This is a genomic window from Oleiphilus messinensis (assembly GCF_002162375.1).
In the GTDB taxonomy this organism is placed as follows: Bacteria; Pseudomonadota; Gammaproteobacteria; order Pseudomonadales; family Oleiphilaceae; genus Oleiphilus; species Oleiphilus messinensis.
Map to the genome: position 1 here is coordinate 1,856,824 of NZ_CP021425.1, position 25,525 is coordinate 1,882,348.

The following is a 25,525-nucleotide window of genomic DNA, read 5'->3' on the forward strand; positions in this document are numbered from 1 at the left end:
TATCGATTTAGCAAGATTCTCATTATTCCTGTTCAGCATGCCCGGCGTGCAGCCGTGTCACGTGTCGATTGAATTGTCGTTTGACGTTCTCCATCGTTAGTGGAATCCGGATGTATTCACCGGCACGCCACAAAGCAGTTTGATCCGTCAGATTCGGGCTTCCATACCAGCCGTCTTGCCCACCATGGAGGACAAAATAATTTTCATCCGGAGAAGACAGGTCGCTGATGTGCCGAGCACTGGAGCCATAGGTTACTGACTGGGCATCAGGACTAAAAGGTCGCCCTGATTTGAACAGCGTGTCATTACCTCCGCTTGCAGGGTAGTTTTCCAACGCAAACCGTTTACCAATGACCGGGATATTCCCCAGAATCGGTGCCTGTCCCTGACGATGAAACTGGCCCCAATTCGGGTAGTGTTCGACAGCACCATCGCTATTTGCCAGCCAATCTGATACATAGTTGATTAATTGCTCGGAGGGAAGTGTCCGGAACCAGGCCAATAGTGTGGGCCGCCAGTTACCGTAACCACTCAAGTACGATTGCATCGCCGGTGATTGGGCGTGCTCATCTACATAGTCTTGCCAGGCATAATACATCGTCACCTCAAAGGCGACGGCATCAATATTATCCCAGTTAAATCGGCCATCCCAGTGGGCTATTTTATCGAGAATATACTGCTGTGTGCCAAAGTCATGGCTGCTGACTGCCGTGGTCAGCCATTGTGCCAGGTCATGTGCTGTACGGGAGTAGACATCCAGTTGCAGTGACTCAAGTTCAGCGACGGAAACTGTCGGGTGTTGATCCATCCAGGTGTGAAGCCGGTCAATACGATCATTGTTGGCAAAGCCGTAGCCGTAGGGAATGACTGGATTAGAAAACGGTTTGTTATTCGCAGACGCGATGTATCCTGCGTCAGGATTATAAGGATTGGGTTGATCGATGGGCTTGATGTAGCCCACTAGGGTATTCGTCGATGTTTTAACCAGATCCAGGGTTTTCGTCTGATCACGCAGCACGGGCTGGCGATATGCCGGAATCATCCCGATATTGCCGAGGCGGTCTGCATAAAGCATGTTCATGGCCGAGATCGCATAATGTTCGTAAGCCAGTCGATATTCATCCCAATTTCGCGCGCGTGCAACTTTCAAGAATGCGCCGATTTCATCCGAGCCACGGTAACCCAGCCAGTCCAGCGCCACGGTATTGGGTTGTTCTGAAGAATCAAAATAATCCAGGTCAGTTAATATGGGTCCAAAGGGGGTTTCCCTGATTGAAATTTCCCGGTCAAACCACCAGCGGGATTTCAGCTTTTCTTTGCGGGTTGTGATCTGTTCCGAGGGTAGATCAGAAACATCGATCAAATGGCTGCTTATTCCTCGCATATTGGTTCCACCCCAGGCAATATCGTGGTTGCGACCGACACCGATAACCGGTACCCCGGGAATCATCAAGCCCACCGCATGATAATCCGGTGACTTGATGCCCATTAACAACCAGAAATTAGGCAGAAACAAGCCGACATGAGGGTCACTCGCGATCAGTGCGCCCGTGTTTTGCGTGCGCTGTCCGCTGACCACTAACGAATTACTACCCGATTTCGAAAACAACTGAATCAGCTGACTGATTGATGATTCATCCACCTGATCAATTAACGGGTTTTGGTAGCTGGCGGTATCGGTGTTGCGTTTGTCGATTGCCATTTGATAGGCTTGCTCCCAGCCTTCGTGCTCAGCAAGCTTGAGAAATTTGAGGTAGACTGCCCAGGACAAATCGGCTGACACCAGCCGGGCAATGCACATCACCTCTTCAATGCTGTAGGGTTCCATTGGCAGGTCCAGAAAACGGTGCTCAGCAGGCCGCTTTGAGGCTCCGGAAATATACCAATTCAGTCCCGCCGTGAATTGAGTCATCCAGTTTCTGCTTTCATCGGACATCGCCGCTAAAGCCGCGTTACCGGAGCGACAAAAATTGATAGTGCGCAGGCCAATATCAATGGTCTTCAGCTGGGGAATCGGACCCGCCAATTCCGACAGCCGGCCCTGCGACAAATAGCGGAACAACTCCAGTTGCCCCAGGCGGAGGTGGGCATGCACAACCCCAACAGCAAATGCCAGATCTGCATTGTTTTCGGCTTCGATAAATGGGATCGCATGTTCATCCCAATAGATGCTGACCTTGTCATTGACGGGGGCGGAGCCATTGGGCAGCATTGCAAAGCGATTGTCTTGTGATTGTTCATCCGGATACGTTGCCAGAATACTGCAGCCCTGAGTCAGTAACATGACTCCACCACAGATCAGAACCTGCCTGGCGATATGACTTAGAAACGCGCACCCGGAAACTGCAGTACAGCCGAATTTCAATCGTCCATTGCGCAACATTATTTCCAACCTTGGCAGCGTTCGTAGGGGAGAACTTCCATTTAAAGCGCGATATGTGAAATTGATATTTCATTTATCTAAAGAAAAGTTTAGAAATCAAGGGCCTCACTACTGGGTCGTGACCAAAGATAAGATTCGTGACGGTTCCAACTGAGGTTTGTGTGCTGCTGTAACACTATTTCCATGGGAATCGTTTCTCAAAGGTCGAGATATACAAATGCTCAACCTTGTCTCTTGCCCATTGGGTTTTGCGTAGGAATTTTAAGCTGGACTTTACGGACGGATCGCTTTTAAAGCAATTGATGTCGATCCGTTCAGCTAATCCATTCCAGCCGTAGTGTTCTTGTAATTTCACTACGACTTGTTCGAGCGTCACGCCATGTAGTGGATTATTTGGTTGCTCTTTGCTCATAATTTATTATTGCCTTTATATTTCTCCGGTGGCTTTTCCGTTTGCTGGTGCATTCGGTTTCGCCTTTACAGGTTTCAAAGCACAATAGATCCTGGCTGAACCTAACTTTCAGGGCGAGTGTATCAGGTTCCAGCGCCAGGGAAAGAAAGCACATGCACGCCCTTATTCAGTGAGTACTCGAATTGGTATTAAAATTCTCCATCAAGCTCAACAATGTTGATAGAATCGACACCCGTATCCACATTGCGCAAACGAATTATATCTCCATCACTGCCAGCGAGTTTGATCACCAGGGTTCCATTGTTAATTCTACTTGCTGCAATTGAGGCCCCTTCTTCCAGAACGAGGGTGTCATCAAAAACGTTGAAATCCACGATAATATCGCGATCCTTCTTGCTATCCCCGGCCTCAGCACCAAAGACAAATATATCATCTCCACCATTTCCTCTGAATACATCTCTTTCACCACCAAAACCCAAGAAAATCTCACTTTTCTCGCTTCCACGTAAATCATCCCGGCCTGCGGTACCGACTATTGTGGTATCTTCTTCGTTATCTGGTGCTTCCACATCTGGTGCTTCTGGGGAGCTGTTATCTTCAATAATGTTACCAAATCCGAAATCGGAGTAATTGAGATCATGATCAACTAAGTCGTTCAAGGAAACATCAACGATATCGTGAATCGTTTTGCCTGCTGAAATTAGTTCGTTCTGATCGAGAAGATAAAAAAGTGTTGTTGATCCGTAAAAAGCAAAACGGTCAATGATGGAGTTAACATCGTACAATGCAGAGCCATCATCAAAAAATACGGTGACCGATGCCTCACCCATCGTCGGGTAGGCTCTAAAGTTCACCGTGTCGTAAACGAGATAGCCGTCGAATAACTGGAATGATTGGGAGCCTTCGGGAACTGAACCTTGAAAAATCGTTTCCTCTTCATTATTGCCTCGAATCAAGTCCGAGTCGGTTAATATTGCCGTGCTCACGCCTGAACTACGAATTTCTCCTGCAAATACGGTTTTTGAGAAGTACTGACCCAGATATTGCTGATCCCCCGCTATTCCCGCTGCTGAGAACGCCAGACTGAAAGACAACATAGCAGTGCGCTGGAACAAGACCTTTCTTAATATTTTCATAGTATTACCTCTATCAAAAGATAAACAAGATTTGATTTATGGATCACGGATACTGCAGTGCTGGCAATACTAAGAAATCTTTAAGGCTGAGGGCTTCACAAATTTTTCACAAGTTATTAACGTTTGCTTCTCGAACAAAAGAAAAGAGCAGGAACAGGCACGCGGCTTTGGTTGCCAGTCACAGCAAAACGGATCATTACAGACCCATTGCTCGCATGACCAATCGAGAAGATGATAGTTAGAGGAAACATAGAGTCGGGAGCGTGTTCCTGTTTTCAGAGTGAGGTGCCAAACTTGAAGTGTCAAATCCATTCAAGTTAGCTGAGGTCCATCAAGCATAATAGTTGAACATGTCCAGTTGTGTGTCTTGTCCTCGGCGTGCGTTACAATCCAGTATTTTTAGCTTGGTGGGATAACGTTTTAACTGCGCTATATCGGTTTATGGATCTGTTTGTTAAATAAAAAGTGAATGGTTCCTTAATTTTTCGATAAATTTTGGCTGTTGCTAGCCTGGCTATCGATAGATTTGCGGATACAGTAGGAATCATGTCTGCGCCGGAAAATTGAGTCGGGTCACTCTTGTAAGCTTCCAGAAATTCTGAACAACTCATAAATCTGATATCGCTGCGTTTTGACAATGCGTCAAAAAACTCAATAATTTTATTTTCTCTGTGACGGTTGTAACGAATCTTTTTCCATGTCATATCAGTCTTAAGGAAATAGTAACTGTGCATAAATAAATTTAGAATCGACAATCCATTTTCTTGTGCGAAGTCAATGTATTGGAACAGCTCGTCATTGGAGCATGAGTCCATGGCAGTTTGCATTCTTTTTTGGTACAGGTTTGATCCAGAGAAAATATTTGGAAGGGTTAAGGCGTAGTTCATTTGAGTGATGGGAATTTCAATTACACCTTCTCGTTCAATGACTTGGTTGGTAGACCAATGAATTTTGCTGTGGGCATGTGTTGCATGCATGCTTGAATCAATTGGTATATCAAGATATTTTAGCGCAGTGATAGTATCATTATTTATGCTATAACCACCGCTACGATGGGCAATAATCGGTTGACCAGTCCATTTTTCAAGTAAATTTTTACCATAGCTCAACACTTCAATTTGTTCATCAAGTGTTAATTTTGCCATCATATCCTTATTCCCGGGCCAGTACGATTTGCTGTTTTTTAGAGATCTTAACCAAGGAGCATCGCGAGGGTCATCTCTCCAACCAGGATGGGTATGGAGCTGAATATCCTGACCTGAGGTGCATAGCCTTTCACATACGTGTCTTAGCCGACTTGCCCCCCAAAATGAATGTTCATAGCAATCTACAAAATATGTTGCACTGATTCCGAATCTATTGAATATTTCAGCAAGTTTATAAACCCCCCAATTTTCTGGTTTTGAGAGATCTCCAATGAAAGCCTGGCGAAAAGGATCTGTACCATGGACTCCTTCAACATCGATTGTTGTGATTATTGTCAGCATATTAAACGTCCGCCCTATAAAATCTTATTATCTTCACCCCAATGTTGAATGAACGTATCTTTGTGGCATTTTTTTGGGTTTGGGTAGTCCGAAATTTTAGCGTTATACCCCTTTGCAATTAGATGGCTATCTAAGAGAGAAGATAAATTGTTGTGCATTGCAAAATGTTGTTTTCCTACATGAGCTGATTGTGGTTGAAATTCATGGTTCTTATTCTGGGCTAACAGCTTTATTCCATCGGCAAGTAAGTCAATTTGGTGTTTAATGGAGCCACTTCGAATATCCTGTATAGTAGGTTTTTCTAGTCTAGGTAAATCTATAGTTTTTAAAATCGGGCCTGTATCAATTCCGCCATCAATTAAATGAACGCTTAGATTTAACTCCATGCCGTAGTATGCCTGCCATTCCATGACGTTATAACCGCGAACATAGGGTAGTCCGCTATGTATATTTAATACCCCAAGCCCCGTATGTCCTATGAAATCAGGGAGTAAGATTCCACATCCGCCAGTATTAATGCAAACATCAGGGTTTATGGCGTCAAGAATCTGCTTCGATTTTCCATCTCCAATTTTTTTTACTGTGAATTTTTTTATGATCGGTTTAGTTGGTGAAACCTGCGGAATTTGAGGCGAGTGATTTGCTTCTGCAATCGTTTTATTCTTTGAGTTTTTGAGCTGTCGTAGGCGTGACAATAAAGCGTTGAAACCAACTTCTTTAATTCGGTTTAACGTTATTTTCTGTGCAACCATGTAAAGTTCTAGGTGATCGATATCCTGCAGTTTTTCAGCGACTGATGACGCCATGCTTGAGAATACACTGCCGGACAAAAATACAGCTTTAAATTTAGTGGGTTCTTTATTGCTGGTCACGATGAAAGTACCTTTCTTCAGCTAACAGGGCATCAATATAAAGTCGAGTTGTATGAGTAGAGTAGCGCCCCCCATATTTTCTGAGATGAAGAGGATCGTTATCCCGCATCGCTCCATATTCCGTTTTAGGTACATAGGCATCAAAATGAGCATTTTTCAAATATTCATTCAATTTAAATGCAGCATTCAAATATCTGGGGTCATTTGCTAAATCTGCAAAAGAGAAAAGTAAAATTGAAAGAGAACACGCTCCCGAAATATTGCAGTACTGATCGCTAGTGTTCTGCTTCGGTTTTTCAGCAAGCCATTTAGTTCTTTCAAACGTTAACATTAATTTTTCAACGTGTTTCTGTATTTGTTCTAGATCACTGTCTAGATTCAGCGTTATTGCCAAGTCTGTCCAGGCTAACAAAGCCAAACACTTTTCGCTGATATTGAAAAGAGAATCAACATTTTGGCATTTCTTAAGCAATTTTGTGCCGACTGGTTGATCAGCACGAGCTAATGCTAAACAAATGAGAGAATAGGGTGTTAATGATTGGGGTATTGAGCTACTGTCTATACCTTCGAGTTTTTTTGATAGTCCGTATCCTAGCTTAGCAATATTTTTTTCGCAGTCTGGATTCGTGGACTTAATATGATTGATTGCCAGTATCGCATGAGCCAATGAGTCGGCTTCGATATCATCTATATTGTCAATAGTTTGTTTCTGAACCCATTCTCCTGCATTTTCTGATCGTTGTAACAGGTCATCTCTTTTTAAATAGCTTCCAGCTTTCTGAAATGCGGGTAATGAAAATGCAGTTGATATAATGGTAGGCGTTTGCCAGCCACCAGTTATCAGGTAACTAGAGTACAGAGCGCCGGCAGCAGGGCTTTTATCTTGCGCTTTACAGAGCCACTCCAAGGCTTCAAATAAGTGGGCGTGTGTTGCATAAAGGCCCGCAGAGGTAAATTTATTGGGGTATCGCTGCTGAAGGAAATATCTACGTTTCCTTTCTGAAAACGCAATAGCTAGTTTTTGTTGTATGGACACAGACATACCTTTATTTATGGGTGTGACAAGTTGACTATGAAAACTCCAGTTGCACTTTAATTTGCTCTGACCCTGTTAGTATGAGGTTGTACTTTTAGTTTGTTTGGTGAGGAAACGTCAAGAGGCCTGAGTAGCGGGGAAACTAAAACGTAATTATGAATCTGGACGCTAAATAACGATTTAAGTCGAGTTTCCCTCTGAATAATAGTGACAAATCTTCGCAAAAACCAGGAACTGAGACATAAAATCAGTGCAAGTAAATCCGTCGCTCTACCTGGCGCACCAATTTTTCTGAACCCACTTTTGTGCTTTAGCTGTGCCTGTTCAGGTAGCCCCGATGTATGTTCCTATTTCCATCACCAAACAGTATCTCATTAATGATCCTGTTTTGAACTGCTAAACCTGAGTTATAATGCGCCCGGTTTCTGAAAATCAGATCAGAAAGTCAATTGAATCATTGAGTCTATATAGGGAATGTAGGGAACAAAATGAAACAGTATGCATTTTATCTGGCATTAGCCGTCACACTGTCAACTTTGAGCGGCTGTGCGAGTAAACCTCCAAAAGATACCACCTTGCGTGCCGCAGAGAAGCCGTATCAGGGAAAAGATATGACGGCACCCTGGCGTATTGGTGGTGTGTTCGACAAGAAAGACAAGTCCGTGACCATCGCAATCAACGGTGATAATGTTATCCGAGCGAGCTTTCCTCCTTTTACGCCGAATGTGAATGCGGCAACTAACTATGAAGGCAAAGCGGTTGCAACCGCCTGCAAGTTTGCCACCGGAATCATCAGTGATAATGGGCGGAGTAAATTCGGAATTGCCCAAATGATCGTGCAGAAATCCACAGGGAACACTGCGAATACCTGCGACGTGAGCGTCGACGGTGAACAAGCCGTTACCCTCTATTTTTAGTTTTAACGCACCTGGCGAGCCCGGAAATTATCCGGGCGAGTGCTTCGTAATTTCAGATTAGAGCTTACCTAGTCGAAACATACTTTCAGAGCGTTCAAATAGATGAAATTAAAAATCGTATTGTTGTCGCTATTAATCGTTTCCTCGTATGCGCGTAGCGCCGATCTGGTGGACAAGGTTGTGGTTTTCAAATCTGAAAGAATAATGCAGCTTCGCAGTGGCGAACATGTCGTTCGGGAATACGCAATTTCGTTAGGTGATCGTCCTGTTGGGCACAAAGAAAAGGAAGGGGACGAGAAAACTCCAGAGGGAGACTACATAATCGATTATCGAAACCCAAATAGCAGCTATCATCTTTCTCTGCATATTTCATATCCAAACGAGATGGATAAGCAAGCCGCAAAAGCGAAGGGCGTAAGTCCCGGAGGAATGATCATGATTCATGGCCTGCCAAACAAATTCGGGTGGCTGCCCGGACTATTCGAAGGAAGAGACTGGACAGATGGCTGTATCGCGGTTAACGATAATGAAGCAATGGAAGAAATTTGGGAAATGGTAGCAAACGGGACGCCTATCACGATCAATCCGTGAAGAGTACAGGGCTAGAGACAGGGCTAGGACAGACACTCTATCATGAGTTGGGTAGAGCGGTGCCGGGTATAGCCGTGCCTGTCCCGCACGCTGCTTCCTCGCGCTTGTCTGAGCAACAGAGCCTCCAATCTGGCCTTCATTGATTAGTTATACCTTGCTTGTTAGACTTGTACGGAAGTCCCGTACATCTGGTGGAATAATATGAACACCGTAAGCGTAAATAAATTTAGAGATAAGTTAAAATCTTTTGTAGAACAAGTGGTTAATGACCACGTTCCTCTCAAAGTGACCCGCAGAACTGGCGAAGCCTTTGTGGTAATCAGTGCGGACGACTGGGAGAGAGACCAGGAAACTCTTCATGTATTACAGAACAGCAGCTTGATGGCACAAATTGCTGAATCGATGGAAACGCACAGAAACAAAACCGGTTATTCCCCAACAGATGAGGAAATGAATGAGATCACTGGTATTTGAGGGGAGAACCTGGGAAATCTACGAAGCGTTGCGTGAAAAAGATAAAAAACTACACAAAGCGCTATGCAAAATTTTAAAAGAAATGCTGCGCGAAGATCCAAGCAAAGGCATCGGAAAGCCTGAACAACTTCGCCATAATTTATCGGGTTTTTGGTCAAAAAGAATATCGCAAAAAAATCGTCTGATTTATAAGTTTGATGATAAAGCGATTTACATTTTTGCCATCGGTGGTCATTACGATGATCATTGAGTGGGGGCTGTGCTGGCTCGACTGGGACAGACACTCCCATCACAATTTCTACGATTCCAAATTGACAGTATTAGAGCTGTGCCTGTCCCAGTTGTGGCAAACAAGCCATCGCCCAAGTGCTAACGCCTATCTTCGATCCCGGCTTCTCTAGCAATAGCTTTGGATTCCGGCCTAATCGAAATGGGCAACAGGCGGTAAAACAGGTTCAACACATTATCAAAACGGGACGCCGTTTTGCTGTGGATGTCGACCTGTCCAAGTTCTTTGACCGGGTTAACCACGATCTGCTAATGACGCTCCTTGGCCGTAAGGTGAAGGATAAGCGCCTATTACAATTGATCAAACGTTACCTTCGAGCTGGGATTATCGATAACCAGTTCTATATCAAGAGTCGAGAAGGTGTACCCCAAGGAGGGCCGCTATCGCCCCTACTGGCTAACATTATGCTCGACCCGCTGGACAAAGAACTTGAGAAACGGGGACACCGTTTCGCCCGTTACGCGGATGACTTTACGATCCTCGTAAACAGTCCGAGAACAGGCGAACGCGTACTGAAAAGTGTCACCCATTTCATAGAAAACCGACTGAAGTTAGTTGTTAACACGACCAAAAGCCACGTCGTCAAAACCAGTGAATGCAAGTTCCTGGGATTTACCTTCCAGGCTGGACGCATCCAATGGCACCCGAACTCCCTTAAGAATTTTAAACAGGAAGTTCGACGTTTGACGAATCGCAATTGGGGAGTTTCGATGAAATATCAGCTCTTCAAACTGAGCCAATACCTACGTGGTTGGATTAACTACTTTGGTATCGCTAACTGCTATCAACGCTGTGTCGATCTGGATCACTGGATTCGTCGCAGGGTTCGAATGGCATATTGGCGTCAATGGCGAAAGCCACGCACCAAAGTTAGAAATCTCATGAAACGCGGTGTTCATGTTCAGGCGGCGGTTGCGTGTGGCATCACCAGCAAAGGCCCATGGCGTAGCTCTAAGACTCCGGGAATCAATCAAGCTCTATCATTGGAGTATTTGAAATCTGAGGGACTTTATTCATTACGCGATGGTTGGATTAAGCTTCACTATCCTGAGTGAAACGCCCTGTGCGGGAACGCCGGGCCGCGCAGGCATGCAGGGTGTTGTGGGGACTGGGGGCTAGATACCCCCGGTTACCCGATTAGGCACAAAAAAGCCCCGAATTATATCGAGGCTTTTTATAGTAGATAGCTGTATATATCAAGCAGCTTTCTTTTTTCTTGAAAAGCCTATTCCTGCTAAGCCAAGGCTAAGTAGCGCAATGACTGATGGCTCTGGAACGCTAGTAGCTTCGTTAAAATTCAATACCACATCATCAGCAAGTGCAAATAGAAATCCACCACCATTACTCTGTGTCGTGTTAAGGCGGTATGTGCCAAGATTAAACTCGCTGATATCTAATCCAACAACAAAATCCCCAGCCCAACTACTGGCTTCTCCAGCAAGATAAGATAGAGCGGAGTCGACACGGATACCAAAATCATCTCTTGAAGCGCCATCAGGATCTAAAAAAATATCAGTTATTGTCTGCGTGTCCGAACCAATTGTTATGGTTGCCAATCCAGAAATTGAAAACAATGAATTATCTAAAATAGTAGTTGTACTTGAAATGAAGTCACCTGCTACATCGGGTTCAAATGTATCGTCGACACTAAAGTTATTGCTTCCTACATTTGTTCTAATCGTACCGCTTTGATTTACTGTGCTCGAACCCGAGAGGCTCCAAGTTGTTGAACCAGACCCTGAAATACCTTCAACATTTAATATCAAGGCTGCATTTGCATATGTACAAGCCAAAAGCAATATCGCGCCCAAAAAATAATTTTTCATATTTAGTCTCCTGATTTTACAAGTTTAAACGAATATGCAAAAATCTTACCAATTCCATAACCCGTTGTTTTGCAGTGTTTTTTGTGTCTCACGGTACTTGCGCCCTGCAAATATGTAAAAATAACTGACACTTTTTTACAACAAACTGTAAAATTATTTTACGGTTGGTCAGTGTCACACACTTCACTGCTGCCTAACGCCGCGCTCTGCGGCAAATTTGGAGCGCAGCGGAAAATTTGTCCGCCAGCAGCGCCTTGTTATGCGCTCCTTGGTACGGAGTAAATGTCATTAAAGATCCGATTCATTTCAATAAGGTCTTCATCTTTAATTTCAAAGCTTTCTGCTTTGTCTAACAACCTATTGACCACTCTTTCAATCTCGTTAAGTAAATGTCTCTCCGGAATGATGATGGGCAACTTCTTGATGTAGTTAGAAGAATTATTCGTACTTGCATTGATTGTTCGAATTAGGGTATTACAAACACTTGAATTAAAAAAACCTAAAAGGTAAACAAGTAAACCCTCATGCTCTTTTTTAGGAAATATGCCTACTATGGATTGATCAAATAGCCTGCCATCTATCATTGCTCCAGTAATTGAGCTTGATGAGACCATTGGTACACCAATGCCGTGACAGAAATAAAATTGAGAATTTTGAAATCTAGCTCGTTTTTTATTTTCAACTTTATAATTATGGATTGCTTCGAAACTCCAGTCCATAAACCATTCACTAGGCTTATAAAACCTCCTATTACCACCTTTGACAATGGGCACCCAGCATTCTCCATTGTCAATGCCATCAAGAGGCTTTATGTCTGATAATTTTTTTTTGCAAACTTCATCCTCAACAACCTGTTGATATTTTTTAAGACCTCGCGTAACCGTCTTTGAACGCCTTAGAAACTTACCGTCATTACCTGAGTAAAAGCCAGTCACAACATTACATATATCACCAATCGATTCGCCGCAGTTATTTAAAGCAATTGTCACCCATTCATCTTTCTTCGAAAGAAAAGCATTAGATGGTGTTTTTAATATATCGGCATAAGTTAAGTTATAGGACTCAAAATTTTCAGGGCTCTCCAGAATCTTAGGAAGATCTTCTTGATGTGACAGTCCTTCATAAACCTTGAATGAGTGATCCGCATGCGGCTTCCTATTCGTTATTTCAATAATAGATAAGCCTGCATAACCAAAATTAACTCCAGGAAAAAAATTTGAAGGGAATAATGTAATTGAATCTATAGTGTAATTTTTAACTAACTCAGACCTTAAACCTTCATGCATATGAAGTGTGAGGTACGTATCTGGAATAATGAATACTAGCTTGCCACCTTCCTTCAGCATTTCTAATGCTCGCATCAGAAAAACACCATAAGTTTCTTTTGCATAAACTGTAGGGTAGTTTTTCTTTAGCTGCTTTCTTTTCTCAGGAGTTTGATAGGCGCCGTATGGAGGATTAGCAATAATTCTATCGTACTTTTCAGATGTAATCTGAAATACAAAATCATCAACGTCAATTTTTATATTATTGAAAGGTTTATATTTCTCTTTCAACTTTTCAATACTTTCCGGATTGAGGTCAAAGAGATGCATCTCACCATGAAAACCCTGAGTAATGATTTGATCTATAAAAGCACCGTCACCAGCACAAGGCTCAAGTAATTGACAGCTCTCAGTTAAATCAAGCAGGCCGACCATATATGATGTTATATGGTTGCAGTTAGTATAGAAAGCCTGAAACTCATCTCGTGCTCTTTTTGATGGTGCTACCATGTTAGATATTTTTCCAAATCGTTATCACGAAAATACTGAATTGTGTCATCGGACAAATCACTTGACCAGTCGATATTATCTTGTATCCATCCGGCCAAATTAAATCCGCTGTATTCTGAAATTTGCTGGTAAGTTTCTTCGCCGCAAGAAACATCCCAAATCCCTGAATTTTTCAAGGTTTGAAGATAGTGATTATTGTCGTCTTCATTTGCCCGTACAAATAGCATGCATTCGTTATCTCCACCTACAATATTTTTATAAATTGACGCTACCAGTAATAGGCGATTGGTATTACCTTTTTCATTTGATTGAAAGCCACTTTTGAAATCAATATTGTACTTTCGACCGTCTATTTTAAAGTGAAGATCTAACTCGAGCTTAATTTCACCGGAAGTTACTAAACTCCAAACCTTGTCATAGTACTCGAGTAAGTTCTCTTTTTCGTCGTCAGTAATATTAAGGCTGTTTATATAGACTCTTATTTCTTCTTGTAACTGCTCTTTTACTTCTGAAAAAAGTGGCGCTTCATATAGCTCCACATCGCTTCTTATCGGGTAATCGAAACATAACTTGCAGAACGGTTCCCAAAGCTCACCAATTCGGCGTGCAAATGCCATATACTCATAAGGCCATGCTCTATTTCTGAACTCGATCATAATTACATATGAGCTATATGTGACAACTAATATGTTTTTTAAAACCTCTTCTTTTTCCCAGTTTTGGGATCGTGCTCTTTGAAGAATAATCGACTTAATGTTGTCAGTAGTAGCAATTATCTTTTTGTTAATACCGCTTGCACGTTTCTTATACTCTGCTTCACCATATGTCCGTACTATCTCCCCATAAGATTCTTCAGCCCTATCGCGCATATATGAAAGGATTTCATCCTTCCTCTCAAACAATTTTCTATCTACATTCATACAAACATTCTCGATTTTTTAGATAATGGTGATTCAATTCTCATTGGCGCATAACGCCAAGCTAAACGGAGGAGCAAAATTGGCGCGCCTTTTTGGTACAAAAAGCGTGACATATTTTGCGAAGTCCGTTTGAGCGCCTTGTTATGCATTTTTTAGTTTTTCAAGTACTTCATCTTTTGTTAATTCACTGCCTTCATGAACAACAACTTTCGCAGCGCCCGAACCTAAAGCAAGTTCTCTGAATACTTTAACCTCAACCTCGGATAGCCCACCTTCAGTTTTTTCTTTTGGGTGAATTACTACTACTGGAGTTTTCTTAATTAAACCGCTACCTAATGATTTCTTGATGCCTTGGGACAGAGTTTTTTCGGCTTCTTGAAAGCTGCCTACCAACAGCCTTTCGGTAGTAAATGGCTTATCAGGTGTACCTTCTATCTCGATTTCAGGCTCACCGAAGGCTCTTATAACAAAGCGATTGGTGTAAACCCTAATATACATAGGTATAGAAAAAAACTTCATAACGTTCCTTGTGCATAACGCATTGATCAACGGCACAAAATGCTTGGCGACTTTTTTGCTGAGCGCCAGCGAACGCACAAAAGGTGCCAAGCGTTTTGTGTCCGTTGCAGCAACTTGTTAGGTGATTTTTATTTCCAAGCACGATTAATCTCTTGACGTAGCAAGTTATACTCGACGGAATCTTCTCTTAGATTATCAGCAACTATTCCATATGAATAGTTGCTGCTAAATAACATTAAAAAAGCAAACCACCCATATATGGTTTTTACTTCAAACCCTGCATTTACCTCTTTTTCTTGATTTACACCATTTATTGACATAGTGAAACGATGTCCGAATTCAGCACACCCAACATGAGGTATAATACCCAATGAAAGAACATAAAGAAGCGGCTCAGAAAAACACCTACCTGTTGGCTCAATATCTGTAATAACCATCGCACCATGAGGAACCAAGTTTTCCTGTGAAATAATTGATGGAATATACCCTGCTTTCTGTAAATCGGTAGCAAGTTGACTACTAGTGTACCAATTTGGTGAATTTTCATTATCTGGTTTGTTCATTATATAAACATCTTGGCCAGATATTTCAGTGGGTTGAACTTTGGGTATATCCACTGCCCTATAAGCACACCCTGAAATAAAAATAATCACGAGTATCAATAATAAATGTTTCAATTATCTTTCCTTAATGGGATGACCTACCCTTCACCTAACACTTATTACTTTGCATGCTTCGTAAATCCCTTCCAGCCCACCAGATTTCTCGTATCTATCACGTTTATAACCTTGATCTATAGTGGCTGTACCTAACATTAACTATGAGTGTATCAGTTTTTTGCTGGAGGAAAAGGGAGCATTCCGGCATACATAGACAGGATTTTTGTCTATGTAAATAAAAAAATAGAATATATTTTTCTTATTTATCAGATGTTTGTATTTTTATGCTGGAGAAGCTGCGCATAAATTTTCAGGTTCTACATAGACAGAAGATTTACAAAATTACCAACTCCCGTTATAACTGTCGGTATGTACAGTTTTATGTGGCTGGCCCGTATAAAAAATAGACTATTAGTAAATAGCATAAAAATCACTAATCAGCTCACCCCCCATCAAAAAGGAGTTACAAAATGGATTCAACTTTCCAACCCGGCCAGAATATCGCAATGAAGATTCCGACTCATGAATATGAGAATACGGTGCGTTTTTACCGGGAGGTTTTGTGTTTCGAGGAGTTGTCCAGGCCCGGTACGGAGGATACGCCGAGGTTTGCGTTTGGGGATAAGGTGTTGTGGTTGGATTGTGTCGCGGGGTTGAGTCAGGCGGAGATCTGGTTGGAGATTGTGACTAATGATATCGATAAAGCTGCAGCGTATTTCGCGGCACAGGGTTGTCATCGGCGGGATGAGATTGAGCCGTTACCGGATGGGTTTAAAGGGTTTTGGATCTCGAGTCCGTCGAATATTATTCATTTGGTGACCGCTCAGGGGGATGACTGACAGCTTGCGGAGTTCTGTGCCTAGCGTGGAAGATGACGACACTCAATTGTCGTCATCTTCATCCAGGTTAGGTGGTGGGTAGTGGTGTTCTTCCACGATCCGGTCTCCGGCGACGGATTCCAGGCGCACATCGAAGCCCCAGAGGCGGTTGATGTGGAACAGGACTTTGTCAGTGTCTTCGTTCAGCGGTACGCCATCGACTACGGTATGGCGCAGGGTCAGGGATCGGTCGCCGCGCAGGTCGACATCCCATATTTGAATATCGGGCTCGCGGAAGCTCAGGTTGTATTGTTTTGCCAGTTGTTCCCGGATATGCCGGTAGCCATTGTCATCATGGATGGCGCTGATGGCGTATTCGTTGGATTGCTCATCGTCCACCAGGCTGAAGAGTTTCAGGTCCCGAATGACTTTGGGGGACAGGTATTGCAGGATAAAACTCTCATCCTTGAAGTTGCGCATGGCAAAATGCAAGGCTTCGAGCCAGTCGGTATCAACCAGATCGGGGAACCAGTGGCGGTCTTCTTCCGTCGGATTTTCACACATCCGTTTGATATCGGAGTAGATGCTGAAACCCAAGGTATAGGGGTTCAAGCCCGAGAACCACTTACTGTCGAAGGGCGGTTGATAGATCACAGCGGTATGGGATTGCAAAAACTCGATCATGAAACCGTCGGTCACTTTGCCCCGGTTATACAGCTCGTTCATCAGGGTGTAGTGCCAGAAACTGGCCCAGCCTTCGTTCATGACCTGGGTCTGACGCTGGGGGTAAAAGTACTGGGCAATCTTGCGCACAATACGGATCACTTCCCGTTGCCAGGGCTCCAGTAGCGGGGCATTTTTCTCGAAGAAGTAGAGCAGGTTTTCCTGGGGTTCTTCAGGGAAACGGCGCTTTTTCTTTTTCACTTTTTCGTCGGGTTTAACCGGGATGGTGCGCCACAGTTCGTTAATTTGTTTTTGCTGGTATTCTTCCCGTTCTTTTTGCCGTTGTTGTTCTTCCTCTGCGGATATGGGGGCAGGGCGTTTGTAGCGATCTACGCCGTAGTTCATGATAGCGTGACAGGAATCGAGTATGTTTTCGACGGTATCGATGCCGTAGCGGTTCTCACACTCCGTAATGTAATTTTTGGCGAATAACAGGTAGTCAATAATGGCGCTGGCGTCGGTCCAGGTCTGGAACAGGTAGTTGCCTTTAAAGAATGAATTGTGCCCGTAGCAGGCGTGGGCGATGACCAGTGCCTGCATCATCATGGTATTTTCTTCCATGAGATAGGCAATACAGGGGTTGGAGTTGATGACGATCTCATAGGCGAGACCCATCTGACCCCGCTTGTATTGCTTGGAGGTGTTTAAAAACTGCTTGCCAAAAGACCAGTGATTGTAACCCACAGGCATGCCAACCGAGGAATAGGCGTCCATCATTTGTTCGGCACTGATCACCTCGATCTGATTGGGGTAAGTGTCCAGTTTGAAGTCCGCCGCAATTTTGGCAATCTCCCGGTCATATTGCTCGACCAGTTCGAAATTCCAGTCCGACCCGACGGAGATCGGGTCCTGTTTCGCGGTGGTTTGGTCCATTGCCGTGTTGTCTAGACTCATGACGTTTTCCTCGCGAATAATTTGCGAAATACGGGATAGATGTCACCGTTGTCGACGATCTGTTGCATGGCAAACGAGTCCGACCATTTCTCGGTCAGTTTTTCGTACTCATGCCAGAGCATCTGATGATCATGAGGTGTGATCTCGATATAGGAATAGTACTGAACATGGGGCAGGATCTGTTTGTTCAGCAGATCACTACAGATCGGGGAGTCATCGTTCCAGTTATCACCATCGGAGGCCTGGGCCGCGTAGATGTTCCAGTCCGACGCGGGGTAGCGCTCTGCCATGACTTGCTGCATCAGCTTCAAGGCGCTGGAGACAATGGTTCCCCCGGTTTCGCGGGAATAGAAAAACTCCTGTTCATCGACTTCTTTGGCACTGGTGTGATGGCGGATAAAGACCACATCAATCTTCTGGTAGTTTCGTTTCAGAAACAGGTAGAGCAGGATAAAGAAGCGTTTGGCGATGTCTTTGTGCATCTGGCTCATGGAGCCGGAGACATCCATCAAACAGAACATTACTGCGCTGGTGCTGGGGTAAGGTTGTTTGATGTGCTGGTTGTAGCGCAGGTCAAAATCATCGATCCAGGGAATTTTATGGATACGCTGTTTCACACGCTCGATTTCGTCTTCAAGCGCACGGATCTGATCTTTTTTGCTGAATGCAGGGTCTGGCACATCGGGGGTGGATTTGAGTTCCTCCAGTTCCTCCGTTAATGCCGTGATTCGTTGCCGGTGTTTACCGGTGAGCGCCAGCCGACGGCCATAGGCACCACGGAGTGACCGGATCAGGTTGATTTTGGTCGGCATACCCGCCGTGGAGATGCCGGCTCGTACATATTTGTACGCGGAGGTGTCTTTCAGTTGCTTTTTGACCAGATTCGGCAGTTCGAGGTCTTCAAACATGAAGTCGAGAAACTCTTCCTGGGAAATCTGGAAGACGAACTCGTCTATGCCCTCGCCACTGTCGCTGGCCTGACCCTGTCCCGCACCGGAGCCGCCACCTTTGGGGGGCTTCGGGATATGATCCCCGGTAACGTACTCTTTATTACCGGGATAAACGCCCTCGCGGCGGCCACCCTGGCCATGTCGAAAGGTTGGTTCTTCAATATCCTTGGTGGGAATACTGATACTCTCGCCTCGGTCCATGTCAGTAATGCTCCGTTTTTGTACTGCATCTGACACAGCTTTTTTGATGTGATCACGGTAACGGCGAAGAAAACGCTCACGGTTTACCGCGCTCTTATTCTTGCCATTGAGGCGGCGATCAATGATGTGGGTTAATCCCATAAACTCGCCTCGTATCTGTCGTCTTGACGTTAACGTCGTTCGCTCAGAGACCGTTGCCGGTCAATGAGCATGATTAGCGCATGTCGATCTGTTATTGCGACTTGCGTACACGTAAATACCATTCTGCAAGCAGACGAACCTGTTTCTCTGTGTAGCCCCGATCAATCATGCGGTCGACAAATTCCTGGTGTTTGCGTTGATCCTCGTTTGATGCCTTGGCATTGAAGGAAATCACCGGCAACAGGTCTTCCGTGTTGGAGAACATTTTCTTCTCGATGACGGTTCTCATTTTTTCATAGCTCATCCATGAGGGATTGTTCCCGTTGTTATTGGCACGGGCCCGCAATACGAAGTTAACAATCTCGTGACGGAAATCTTTGGGGTTACTGATGCCTGCGGTTTTCTCGATTTTCTCCAGTTCTTCGTTTATTGCGCCTCGGTCCAGAATCTCGCCGGTTTCAGGGTCGCGATATTCCTGATCCTGTATCCAGAAATCGGCGTAGGTGACATAGCGATCGAAAATGTTCTGGCCGTATTCCGAGTAAGACTCCAGGTAGGCGGTTTGAATCTCTTTGCCGATAAACTCGACGTAATGGGGCGCCAGATATTCCTTGATATAGCGCAGATAACGGTCGGCGGTTTCCGGTGGGAACTGCTCCTGCTCAATTTGTTTTTCAAGCACGTACAGCAGGTGAACCGGGTTCGCTGCCACTTCGGTGTTATCAAAGTTGAAGACTTTGGATAGAATCTTGAACGCGAATCGGGTGGATAAACCTTCCATACCCTCGTTTACACCCGCCGAGTCTTTGTATTCCTGAATGGACTTGGCTTTCGGGTCAGTGTCTTTGATACTCTGGCCGTCGTAAACCTTCATTTTCGAGAACACATTGGAGTTTTCCGGCTCAATCAGACGGGACAGCACAGAGAACTGGGCCATCATATCCAGTGTGTCGGGTGCACAGTGCGCATGAGACAGGGAACTGTTGGCCAGCAGTTTCTGATAAATTCGCACTTCTTCAGTTATGCGCAAGCAATAGGGCACTTTGATGATGTAAACCCGATCAAGAAAGGCCTCATTGTTTTTGTTGTTGCGGAAGGTTTGCCACTCCGATTCATTGGAGTGGGCGAGAATGACGCCTTCAAAGGGGACGGCACTCATGCCTTCGGTGGTGTTGTAATTTCCTTCCTGGGTTGCAGTCAATAAAGGGTGCAGTACTTTAATCGGGGCTTTGAACATCTCCACGAATTCCATAATGCCCTGATTGGCTTTACACAGCCCCCCACTGAAGCTGTAGGCATCGGGATCATCTTGAGAAAACTCTTCCAGCATGCGAATGTTGACTTTACCGACCAGTGCGGAAATGTCCTGATTGTTGTCATCACCGGGTTCGGTTTTTGCGATTGCAATCTGATCCAGAATGGAAGGGTATTTTTTAACGACCCGGAATTTCGAGATGTCACCATTGTATTCGTGCAGGCGTTTCACGGCCCAGGGTGACATGATGGATTTGATATAGCGTTGAGGAATACCGTATTCCTCTTCAAGAATTTTTCCGTCTTCTTTGGAGTCAAAAAGTGCCAATGGAGATTCGTTGACGGGTGAGCCTTTTATGGCATAAAAGGGCACTTTTTGCATCAGTGCTTTCAGTTTCTCAGCCAGAGATGATTTACCGCCACCGACCGGGCCGAGTAAGTAGAGAATCTGTTTTTTCTCCTCCAGGCCTTGTGCGGCGTGTTTGAAGAAGGAGACGATCTGTTCGACACATTCTTCCATGCCGTAGAACTCGTCGAACTCTTTGTAGCGTCTGATTATTTTGTTGGAAAATATGCGGCTAAGGCGTGGATCTTTGGAGGTATCAACAAGCTCACCTTCGCCGATGGCGATTAACATGCGTTCTGCTGCTGTGGCGTATGCTGTAGAATCCTTTTTACAAATCTGTAAATATTCTTCTAGCGTAAACTCTTCTTCCTGAGTTGAGTCATAACGCGTTTTGAAGTGGTTAAAGATACTCATGACGCGGCCCTCATTGTATTATTTATGCTAACTCGTTACACCGTTTCTTCCCCTATGGCGACGCCTGGTGGATACCAGTCCATTGTGCATCCGTCGACATTTATGAGTAGTAAAGCAGGCATTGTGCCAATCATCCTTTCAGAGCCGCTGTTTCTGTTCCGTCCCGGAAACTAATCGCGACCTGTATTTCAGTTTCGTTAATTGTTTGTTTATTAAACTATAACCTGTAGCACGGCCCTTTGCACACTTTTGGACAACGTTACCAGGCGATAAGTTCGTTGTAATGCGCGATTTTGGTTATTTTTGTTGCCGGTCTAAAGCTTTGTTATTTGATAGACACATTCAGTCATATAGGACAAACCTCTGCGTTTGGCAAATGGGTCGTCTGCCCCTAAATTGTTTTTTTGCACCTGCTTAGTGACCCATTTTGCACCATAAAGTGACATCACTTCCGGTTCGGTCACACTATAGGGAGGACCTTCCATTTCACCGGAGTCATATTCCATCGTGACCAGGAGAATTTGACTCTCCCGGGGCAAAATTTGATGCAGATGATCGACGTAGCGACGGCGCATTTCGTCCGGCAGGGCGATCAGTGCGGCGCGGTCAAAGACCGTTTTAACCCCTGCAACATGGCTCGCATCCAGATCGAATAAGTCACCACAGTAGATCTGAATATCATTGTGCTGATAGAGCGTGAAAGGGGGGTCAGGCCTGACCTGGGCCTTGAGGTTGGTTTCTTCGAACAGGTCTTTACAGGCGATGGGGCTCAGCTCCACGCCGATAACCGGGTGGCCCTTGTCGCTCAGCCAGAGGATATCCCGGGATTTGCCGCACAAGGGCAACAACACCGTTTCCGACCCGGTCACGGTAAAATCCTGCCAGTGACTGGCAAGGTATTGATTGACGGTGCCTTCGTGGAAGCCAATTTCATTTCGACGCCATTTGTCATGCCAGAAGTCATAACGCAGCGAACTGTGGCTCGGCTTCGAGTCATGGTTATTCTCAGTCATAAAGCCTCTCGTGCTCTGCTGGAGCAAACCGGATTTAAAATCGGGCTGAGCGCCGTTTTGCTCATGCGGGTTTGCCGGGTATTCAATTAATTGTGGATCAGAGCCGCCATATCGGCAACCGATAACGGAATATCGTAATGTTTCGACGCGGGCTATGTTAAGCTAGTCACCTTTATTGACGTATCCATTTTACAGCTATCAGGTGGTATTCATCTTGTCCGACGCAGCATTTTCCACGCTCCCGCTTCAGGCGGAAATTATCAACAATCTTGCGACTCTGGGGTATGAACAGATGACGCCCATTCAGGCGGCCAGTCTACCCCATGTGCTAGCCGGTAAAGATGTTACAGCCAAGGCGAGAACCGGAAGCGGAAAAACCGCTGCGTTTATGTTGGGTGTTTTGAATCAACTGGAGACCCGTGATTTTGAGCCACAATCACTGGTGCTGTGTCCAACCCGGGAGCTGGCAACCCAGGTGGCCGAAGAATCCCGCAAACTGGCCCGTTTTATTCCCAATGTAAAAGTGTTGACCTTGTGCGGGGGCATGCCCATCGGGCCACAAATCGGGTCTCTGGAGCATGGAGCCCATATCGTCGTTGGCACCCCGGGACGTATTTCCGATCATATCCGTAAAGGAACCCTGTCGTTACGCAATATCCGTACGGTGGTGCTGGATGAAGCGGACCGGATGCTGGATATGGGATTTGTCGATGAGATCTCGGACATTGTCAGCCACACCCCCCCGGCGCGACAGACGTTATTTTTTTCTGCGACCTATCCAGATAATGTGCAAGCACTAGTGGAACGCTTTCAGCGTGAACCTGAGTTTGTCACGATTCAGGATACAGCACGTGTTGCCAACAATATTGAACAGGCCTTCTGGCTGGTTCCGGCGGCAAACAAGGTGGAGGCGGTTTGTGAAATTATCGAAACGGAACAATTGTCTTCTGCAATACTGTTTTGTCAGACCCGCCAGGGCTGTGTCGATTTGGAGCGTTCGTTGCGGGATTGGGGGGCCAGTGCCTTGGCATTGCATGGGGATATGGAGCAACGGGAGCGGGATCAAGTACTGGCCAAATTTAGTAACGGAAGTGCCTCATTCCTGATTGCAACCGATGTTGCTGCCCGTGGTCTGGATATTGCTGATTTGCCGGGGGTAATTAATGTGGATATTCCCGCAGACCCCCATGTTTACGTACACCGTATTGGTCGCACCGGTCGGGCAGGTAAACTTGGGCACGCCTGGACATTGGTGACCGAGCGCCAGATTCCGCGCTATCAGGCCATCTGCATGATTCAGAACAGTGATCATGGCATGCTGGACTGGATCGATGTCGTAAAACAACGCAATGGTCCAGAGCCGGGCGCAACTCGCTGTAGCATACGACCTGCGATGGTGACCTTGGCGATTGACGGCGGCAAGAAAAATAAAATCAGGCCGGGTGATGTTTTAGGAGCATTAACGGGTGATGCTGGTTTGAAAGGGGATGCGGTCGGGGCTATTACCATATTCCCGTTTATTACCTATGTGGCGGTAGACGCGGCGTTATCCAAGCAAGCTCTTGAGCGATTGCGTTCCGGGAAGATTAAAGGCAAAAAGCTGAAAGTTAGAAAGGTCTGATGGCGCATCTGGAGATTGAAGGTGATAAGGTGTTGTGTTTAATTGCGCTAACATTTTGAAATCTCGAACAATACGCTTTTGAAATCTGACACTCTTTTCACAATTATGGTGCAAAAAAACGAACTAAAACGATGCGTTTTTTGCGCCATAAGAGTGCCTGTAGCCTGTTACCTAAATCCTGCAATCTATATGTCTGAATCGATTCGATACGACTATAGCGACATTTAGTGTCGATGGATCACCGTTTTGCACACCATGCAACTGAAAAAAGCGTAATTCACTTGATTAGATTGTTTAAATTATAATCACCTTTGTCGTCAACCTGAGCAACAGGCCAAAGTCTGCCTGATTCCAAATTTGGAATTTGCTTAGTCAGAGAATTTGAGTATAGGTATTTTGGTCAATGAATAAACGACAACTTTAACCAGTCAGCCCACGGAGTTGGGTGAAGATGGTTGCTCGGAACTTTGACCTTAAGCTGATTCCCACCACGCAAGAGTTGTCCCGCAGTACGTACCAGAAAAGTTCGGATAGTCTGAATTTCCCATCGTTTCAATTCGTCATTATCGCTCAGTAGCGCCATCCAGCGTACCGTGTTATACGCCAGCACAGCACATTGGAAAAGTAATGAGCTGGCCATGAAATCATGGCTCTTGATTTGCGCCAGTCCCATTTGGTTCTTGGCTTCATCCAACCAGGTTTCACAAGTTGCGCGCTTTCCGTATGTCGTGTGTGCTTGCCAAGGAGACAACCGCTCTGTGGTTACATAGCAGAAGTAGTCGTAAACGGGCTCATTCAGCAAGGCTTGTTGAGGGCCTTTGGTGATGAAGGCCGTTTTACGCCGCACAGCAACAAAGCGACGTGCCCGTTCCCATTGACCGCATTGATGGAAAAAGTCGCACTGTTCCCAACCGGTATGACCAGGCACTCGTTGCCAAGCTTGCTTGTCCAACAAAGCAGCAAGGCCTTTGAGTTTCACTTTAATCAGGTAACCATGGCGAGCCTGATCCAGCCAGTCCATGAGCTCTCCAACAAAGAATCCTGAATCACCTCGGAATAGCAGCCGCATTCTGGGTGGCATCTGCGCAGAAAGTTGCTGCATGAAGCCTACAATGCCATTGCTGGTGTAGGTGCTGCCACTGCGCAACCATGCTTGCAAAATTTCTTTCGTGTGGCTGCAAAAGGCAACCAGTGGATGATAAGAGTTAGAGCCTTTTTTCGTTGGGTTGTAGCCTTTTTCGGCACCTTCCTGTTGACCGTAAACGGTTTTGACAGTCGAGTCCACATCAATCCAGCCTCGATAGAGCGTTCCGGGCAACCAAGTACCGGACTTCAATGCTCTGTGCCAAACCCCCTGACGCAAGATGTGATTAATCTGTTCGAGCTGAGTGACATGCTTGAGCTTTCCACAACGGAAAATACGACCCAATGTGCAGTCATCTGGAATCGATAGCCACCCCCCCACTTCACGCAACACCTGATCTGCCCACACAAAAACCACCTTCCTGAGCGAAGTGGCACCGGCGATGATGCCGATAATCGTTAGGTAGATCGAGTCGCCCAAACTGTAACGAGCACTGTTGCCGCGTTGCAAATCAAGGTGCTTCTGGCAAGCCTCGGTAAAACCGATGTGATCGAGGAAATGCATGGCAGGGATAATTCCAGCTTGACTGGTCAGCTTTTTTCCAGTGTGTTGATAGCGAATTTTTGCGGCTGGTTTTTTGGCACTTTTATGGGTATTCTTACTCATGAAAAAGGTGACTCTGATTTGTTGATTATTTGGCGATAACCAATTGAATCAAGTCGCCTTTTTCTTTTCAAGTACAATGTTATTTGCAGAATTTAGGTGTTATT

The 25,525-nt window shown here is 45.1% G+C and carries 23 protein-coding genes; 7 read left to right on the plus strand and 16 right to left on the minus strand.

All coding sequences use genetic code 11. The annotated features are described in order from the left end of the window. Positions 1 to 22: 22 nt before the first annotated feature. The 6 genes from OLMES_RS08130 to OLMES_RS08155 all read right to left on the minus strand — a co-directional run bounded on the left by OLMES_RS08130 (position 23) and on the right by OLMES_RS08155 (position 7,326). Entirely contained in the window at positions 23 to 2,383 is a 2,361-nt protein-coding gene (locus tag OLMES_RS08130; protein ID WP_087460802.1) for a penicillin acylase family protein, read from the minus strand. Positions 2,384 to 2,558: 175 nt separating this feature from the next. Next, the gene (locus tag OLMES_RS08135) at positions 2,559 to 2,795 is read right to left on the minus strand and encodes a VF530 family protein (protein ID WP_087460803.1); all 237 of its coding nucleotides are present in this window, start codon (positions 2,793 to 2,795) and stop codon (positions 2,559 to 2,561) included. A gap of 188 nt (positions 2,796 to 2,983) precedes the next feature. Next, positions 2,984 to 3,931 (minus strand): calcium-binding protein, encoded by a 948-nt coding sequence (locus tag OLMES_RS08140; protein ID WP_157678218.1) that lies wholly within the window; start codon positions 3,929 to 3,931, stop codon positions 2,984 to 2,986. 383 nt (positions 3,932 to 4,314) lie between these two features. Next, positions 4,315 to 5,418 carry a polysaccharide deacetylase family protein gene (locus OLMES_RS08145; RefSeq protein WP_157678219.1) on the minus strand — a complete coding sequence of 368 codons (1,104 nt, stop codon included), beginning with the start codon at positions 5,416 to 5,418 and terminating at the stop codon, positions 4,315 to 4,317. 14 nt (positions 5,419 to 5,432) lie between these two features. Continuing rightward, positions 5,433 to 6,290 carry a formyltransferase family protein gene (locus OLMES_RS08150; RefSeq protein WP_087460806.1) on the minus strand — a complete coding sequence of 286 codons (858 nt, stop codon included), beginning with the start codon at positions 6,288 to 6,290 and terminating at the stop codon, positions 5,433 to 5,435. After that, entirely contained in the window at positions 6,277 to 7,326 is a 1,050-nt protein-coding gene (locus OLMES_RS08155) for a hypothetical protein (protein ID WP_087460807.1), read from the minus strand. Before OLMES_RS08155 ends, OLMES_RS08150 begins: the two co-directional genes overlap by 14 nt. Positions 7,327 to 7,814: 488 nt before the next feature. Here OLMES_RS08155 and OLMES_RS08160 point away from each other — a divergent pair, with 488 nt between their 5' ends. The 5 genes from OLMES_RS08160 to OLMES_RS08180 all read left to right on the plus strand — a co-directional run bounded on the left by OLMES_RS08160 (position 7,815) and on the right by OLMES_RS08180 (position 10,652). Next, a complete protein-coding gene (locus tag OLMES_RS08160; protein ID WP_087460808.1) occupies positions 7,815 to 8,243 on the plus strand; it encodes a hypothetical protein in 429 nt (142 codons plus the stop codon). A gap of 102 nt (positions 8,244 to 8,345) precedes the next feature. Beyond that, positions 8,346 to 8,834 (plus strand): L,D-transpeptidase family protein, encoded by a 489-nt coding sequence (locus OLMES_RS08165; protein WP_087460809.1) that lies wholly within the window; start codon positions 8,346 to 8,348, stop codon positions 8,832 to 8,834. 201 nt (positions 8,835 to 9,035) lie between these two features. Beyond that, entirely contained in the window at positions 9,036 to 9,308 is a 273-nt protein-coding gene (locus tag OLMES_RS08170; protein ID WP_087460810.1) for a type II toxin-antitoxin system Phd/YefM family antitoxin, read from the plus strand. Next, on the plus strand, positions 9,289 to 9,558 hold the full coding sequence (locus OLMES_RS08175) for a Txe/YoeB family addiction module toxin (RefSeq protein WP_087460811.1): 270 nt from the start codon (positions 9,289 to 9,291) through the stop codon (positions 9,556 to 9,558). Before OLMES_RS08170 ends, OLMES_RS08175 begins: the two co-directional genes overlap by 20 nt. 107 nt (positions 9,559 to 9,665) lie before the next feature. Further along, positions 9,666 to 10,652 (plus strand): group II intron reverse transcriptase/maturase, encoded by a 987-nt coding sequence (locus tag OLMES_RS08180; protein WP_408635153.1) that lies wholly within the window; start codon positions 9,666 to 9,668, stop codon positions 10,650 to 10,652. Positions 10,653 to 10,793: 141 nt separating this feature from the next. On the opposite strand, the gene OLMES_RS08185 is transcribed toward OLMES_RS08180, so the two are convergent. The 5 genes from OLMES_RS08185 to OLMES_RS08205 all read right to left on the minus strand — a co-directional run bounded on the left by OLMES_RS08185 (position 10,794) and on the right by OLMES_RS08205 (position 15,314). Next, positions 10,794 to 11,423: a PEP-CTERM sorting domain-containing protein gene (locus tag OLMES_RS08185; protein ID WP_087460812.1), complete on the minus strand. Its 630-nt coding sequence runs from the start codon at positions 11,421 to 11,423 to the stop codon at positions 10,794 to 10,796. Positions 11,424 to 11,680: 257 nt separating this feature from the next. Continuing rightward, positions 11,681 to 13,198 carry an Eco57I restriction-modification methylase domain-containing protein gene (locus tag OLMES_RS08190; protein ID WP_087460813.1) on the minus strand — a complete coding sequence of 506 codons (1,518 nt, stop codon included), beginning with the start codon at positions 13,196 to 13,198 and terminating at the stop codon, positions 11,681 to 11,683. Next, the gene (locus OLMES_RS08195) at positions 13,192 to 14,118 is read right to left on the minus strand and encodes a hypothetical protein (RefSeq protein WP_087460814.1); all 927 of its coding nucleotides are present in this window, start codon (positions 14,116 to 14,118) and stop codon (positions 13,192 to 13,194) included. Before OLMES_RS08195 ends, OLMES_RS08190 begins: the two co-directional genes overlap by 7 nt. Positions 14,119 to 14,259: 141 nt before the next feature. Continuing rightward, complete coding sequence (locus OLMES_RS08200; protein WP_157678220.1) at positions 14,260 to 14,727, minus strand: 1-pyrroline-5-carboxylate dehydrogenase; 468 nt, start codon at positions 14,725 to 14,727, stop codon at positions 14,260 to 14,262. Positions 14,728 to 14,765: 38 nt separating this feature from the next. Then, the gene (locus OLMES_RS08205; RefSeq protein ID WP_087460816.1) at positions 14,766 to 15,314 is read right to left on the minus strand and encodes a hypothetical protein; all 549 of its coding nucleotides are present in this window, start codon (positions 15,312 to 15,314) and stop codon (positions 14,766 to 14,768) included. Between the two features lie 452 nt (positions 15,315 to 15,766). Here OLMES_RS08205 and OLMES_RS08210 point away from each other — a divergent pair, with 452 nt between their 5' ends. Next, the gene (locus OLMES_RS08210) at positions 15,767 to 16,135 is read left to right on the plus strand and encodes a VOC family protein (RefSeq protein WP_087460817.1); all 369 of its coding nucleotides are present in this window, start codon (positions 15,767 to 15,769) and stop codon (positions 16,133 to 16,135) included. Positions 16,136 to 16,177: 42 nt separating this feature from the next. Here the strand turns inward: OLMES_RS08210 and OLMES_RS08215 are convergent, their stop codons facing one another. From OLMES_RS08215 to tmpT, 4 genes are all read right to left on the minus strand, one after another. Next, on the minus strand, positions 16,178 to 17,731 hold the full coding sequence (locus OLMES_RS08215) for a SpoVR family protein (protein WP_087460818.1): 1,554 nt from the start codon (positions 17,729 to 17,731) through the stop codon (positions 16,178 to 16,180). Then, entirely contained in the window at positions 17,728 to 19,023 is a 1,296-nt protein-coding gene (locus OLMES_RS08220) for a YeaH/YhbH family protein (RefSeq protein ID WP_087460819.1), read from the minus strand. The genes OLMES_RS08215 and OLMES_RS08220 overlap by 4 nt, the downstream gene beginning before the upstream one ends. Before the next feature lie 91 nt (positions 19,024 to 19,114). Continuing rightward, on the minus strand, positions 19,115 to 21,037 hold the full coding sequence (locus OLMES_RS08225) for a PrkA family serine protein kinase (protein WP_087460820.1): 1,923 nt from the start codon (positions 21,035 to 21,037) through the stop codon (positions 19,115 to 19,117). Between the two features lie 314 nt (positions 21,038 to 21,351). Further along, positions 21,352 to 22,050, minus strand: a complete 699-nt coding sequence (tmpT, locus tag OLMES_RS08230) for a thiopurine S-methyltransferase (RefSeq protein WP_232465293.1) — start codon at positions 22,048 to 22,050, stop codon at positions 21,352 to 21,354. Between the two features lie 214 nt (positions 22,051 to 22,264). On the opposite strand from tmpT, the gene dbpA reads away from it, so the two are divergent. Then, positions 22,265 to 23,671 carry an ATP-dependent RNA helicase DbpA gene (gene dbpA / locus OLMES_RS08235; protein ID WP_087460821.1) on the plus strand — a complete coding sequence of 469 codons (1,407 nt, stop codon included), beginning with the start codon at positions 22,265 to 22,267 and terminating at the stop codon, positions 23,669 to 23,671. 400 nt (positions 23,672 to 24,071) lie between these two features. On the opposite strand, the gene OLMES_RS08240 is transcribed toward dbpA, so the two are convergent. Continuing rightward, the gene (locus OLMES_RS08240; protein ID WP_087460521.1) at positions 24,072 to 25,421 is read right to left on the minus strand and encodes an IS1380 family transposase; all 1,350 of its coding nucleotides are present in this window, start codon (positions 25,419 to 25,421) and stop codon (positions 24,072 to 24,074) included. Positions 25,422 to 25,525: the final 104 nt, after the last annotated feature.

Coding starts and splice junctions, on each gene's coding strand:
- OLMES_RS08130 (WP_087460802.1), bottom strand. CDS start 2,383: ATGTTGCGCAATGGACGATTGAAATTCGGCTGTACTGCAGTTTCCGGG.
- OLMES_RS08165 (WP_087460809.1), top strand. CDS start 8,346: ATGAAATTAAAAATCGTATTGTTGTCGCTATTAATCGTTTCCTCGTAT.
- OLMES_RS08210 (WP_087460817.1), top strand. CDS start 15,767: ATGGATTCAACTTTCCAACCCGGCCAGAATATCGCAATGAAGATTCCG.
- OLMES_RS08140 (WP_157678218.1), bottom strand. CDS start 3,931: ATGAAAATATTAAGAAAGGTCTTGTTCCAGCGCACTGCTATGTTGTCT.
- OLMES_RS08195 (WP_087460814.1), bottom strand. CDS start 14,118: ATGAATGTAGATAGAAAATTGTTTGAGAGGAAGGATGAAATCCTTTCA.
- OLMES_RS08190 (WP_087460813.1), bottom strand. CDS start 13,198: ATGGTAGCACCATCAAAAAGAGCACGAGATGAGTTTCAGGCTTTCTAT.
- OLMES_RS08215 (WP_087460818.1), bottom strand. CDS start 17,731: ATGAGTCTAGACAACACGGCAATGGACCAAACCACCGCGAAACAGGAC.
- OLMES_RS08220 (WP_087460819.1), bottom strand. CDS start 19,023: ATGGGATTAACCCACATCATTGATCGCCGCCTCAATGGCAAGAATAAG.
- OLMES_RS08160 (WP_087460808.1), top strand. CDS start 7,815: ATGAAACAGTATGCATTTTATCTGGCATTAGCCGTCACACTGTCAACT.
- OLMES_RS08170 (WP_087460810.1), top strand. CDS start 9,036: ATGAACACCGTAAGCGTAAATAAATTTAGAGATAAGTTAAAATCTTTT.
- OLMES_RS08185 (WP_087460812.1), bottom strand. CDS start 11,423: ATGAAAAATTATTTTTTGGGCGCGATATTGCTTTTGGCTTGTACATAT.
- OLMES_RS08175 (WP_087460811.1), top strand. CDS start 9,289: ATGAGATCACTGGTATTTGAGGGGAGAACCTGGGAAATCTACGAAGCG.
- OLMES_RS08225 (WP_087460820.1), bottom strand. CDS start 21,037: ATGAGTATCTTTAACCACTTCAAAACGCGTTATGACTCAACTCAGGAA.
- OLMES_RS08145 (WP_157678219.1), bottom strand. CDS start 5,418: ATGCTGACAATAATCACAACAATCGATGTTGAAGGAGTCCATGGTACA.
- OLMES_RS08135 (WP_087460803.1), bottom strand. CDS start 2,795: ATGAGCAAAGAGCAACCAAATAATCCACTACATGGCGTGACGCTCGAA.
- tmpT (WP_232465293.1), bottom strand. CDS start 22,050: ATGACTGAGAATAACCATGACTCGAAGCCGAGCCACAGTTCGCTGCGT.
- OLMES_RS08240 (WP_087460521.1), bottom strand. CDS start 25,421: ATGAGTAAGAATACCCATAAAAGTGCCAAAAAACCAGCCGCAAAAATT.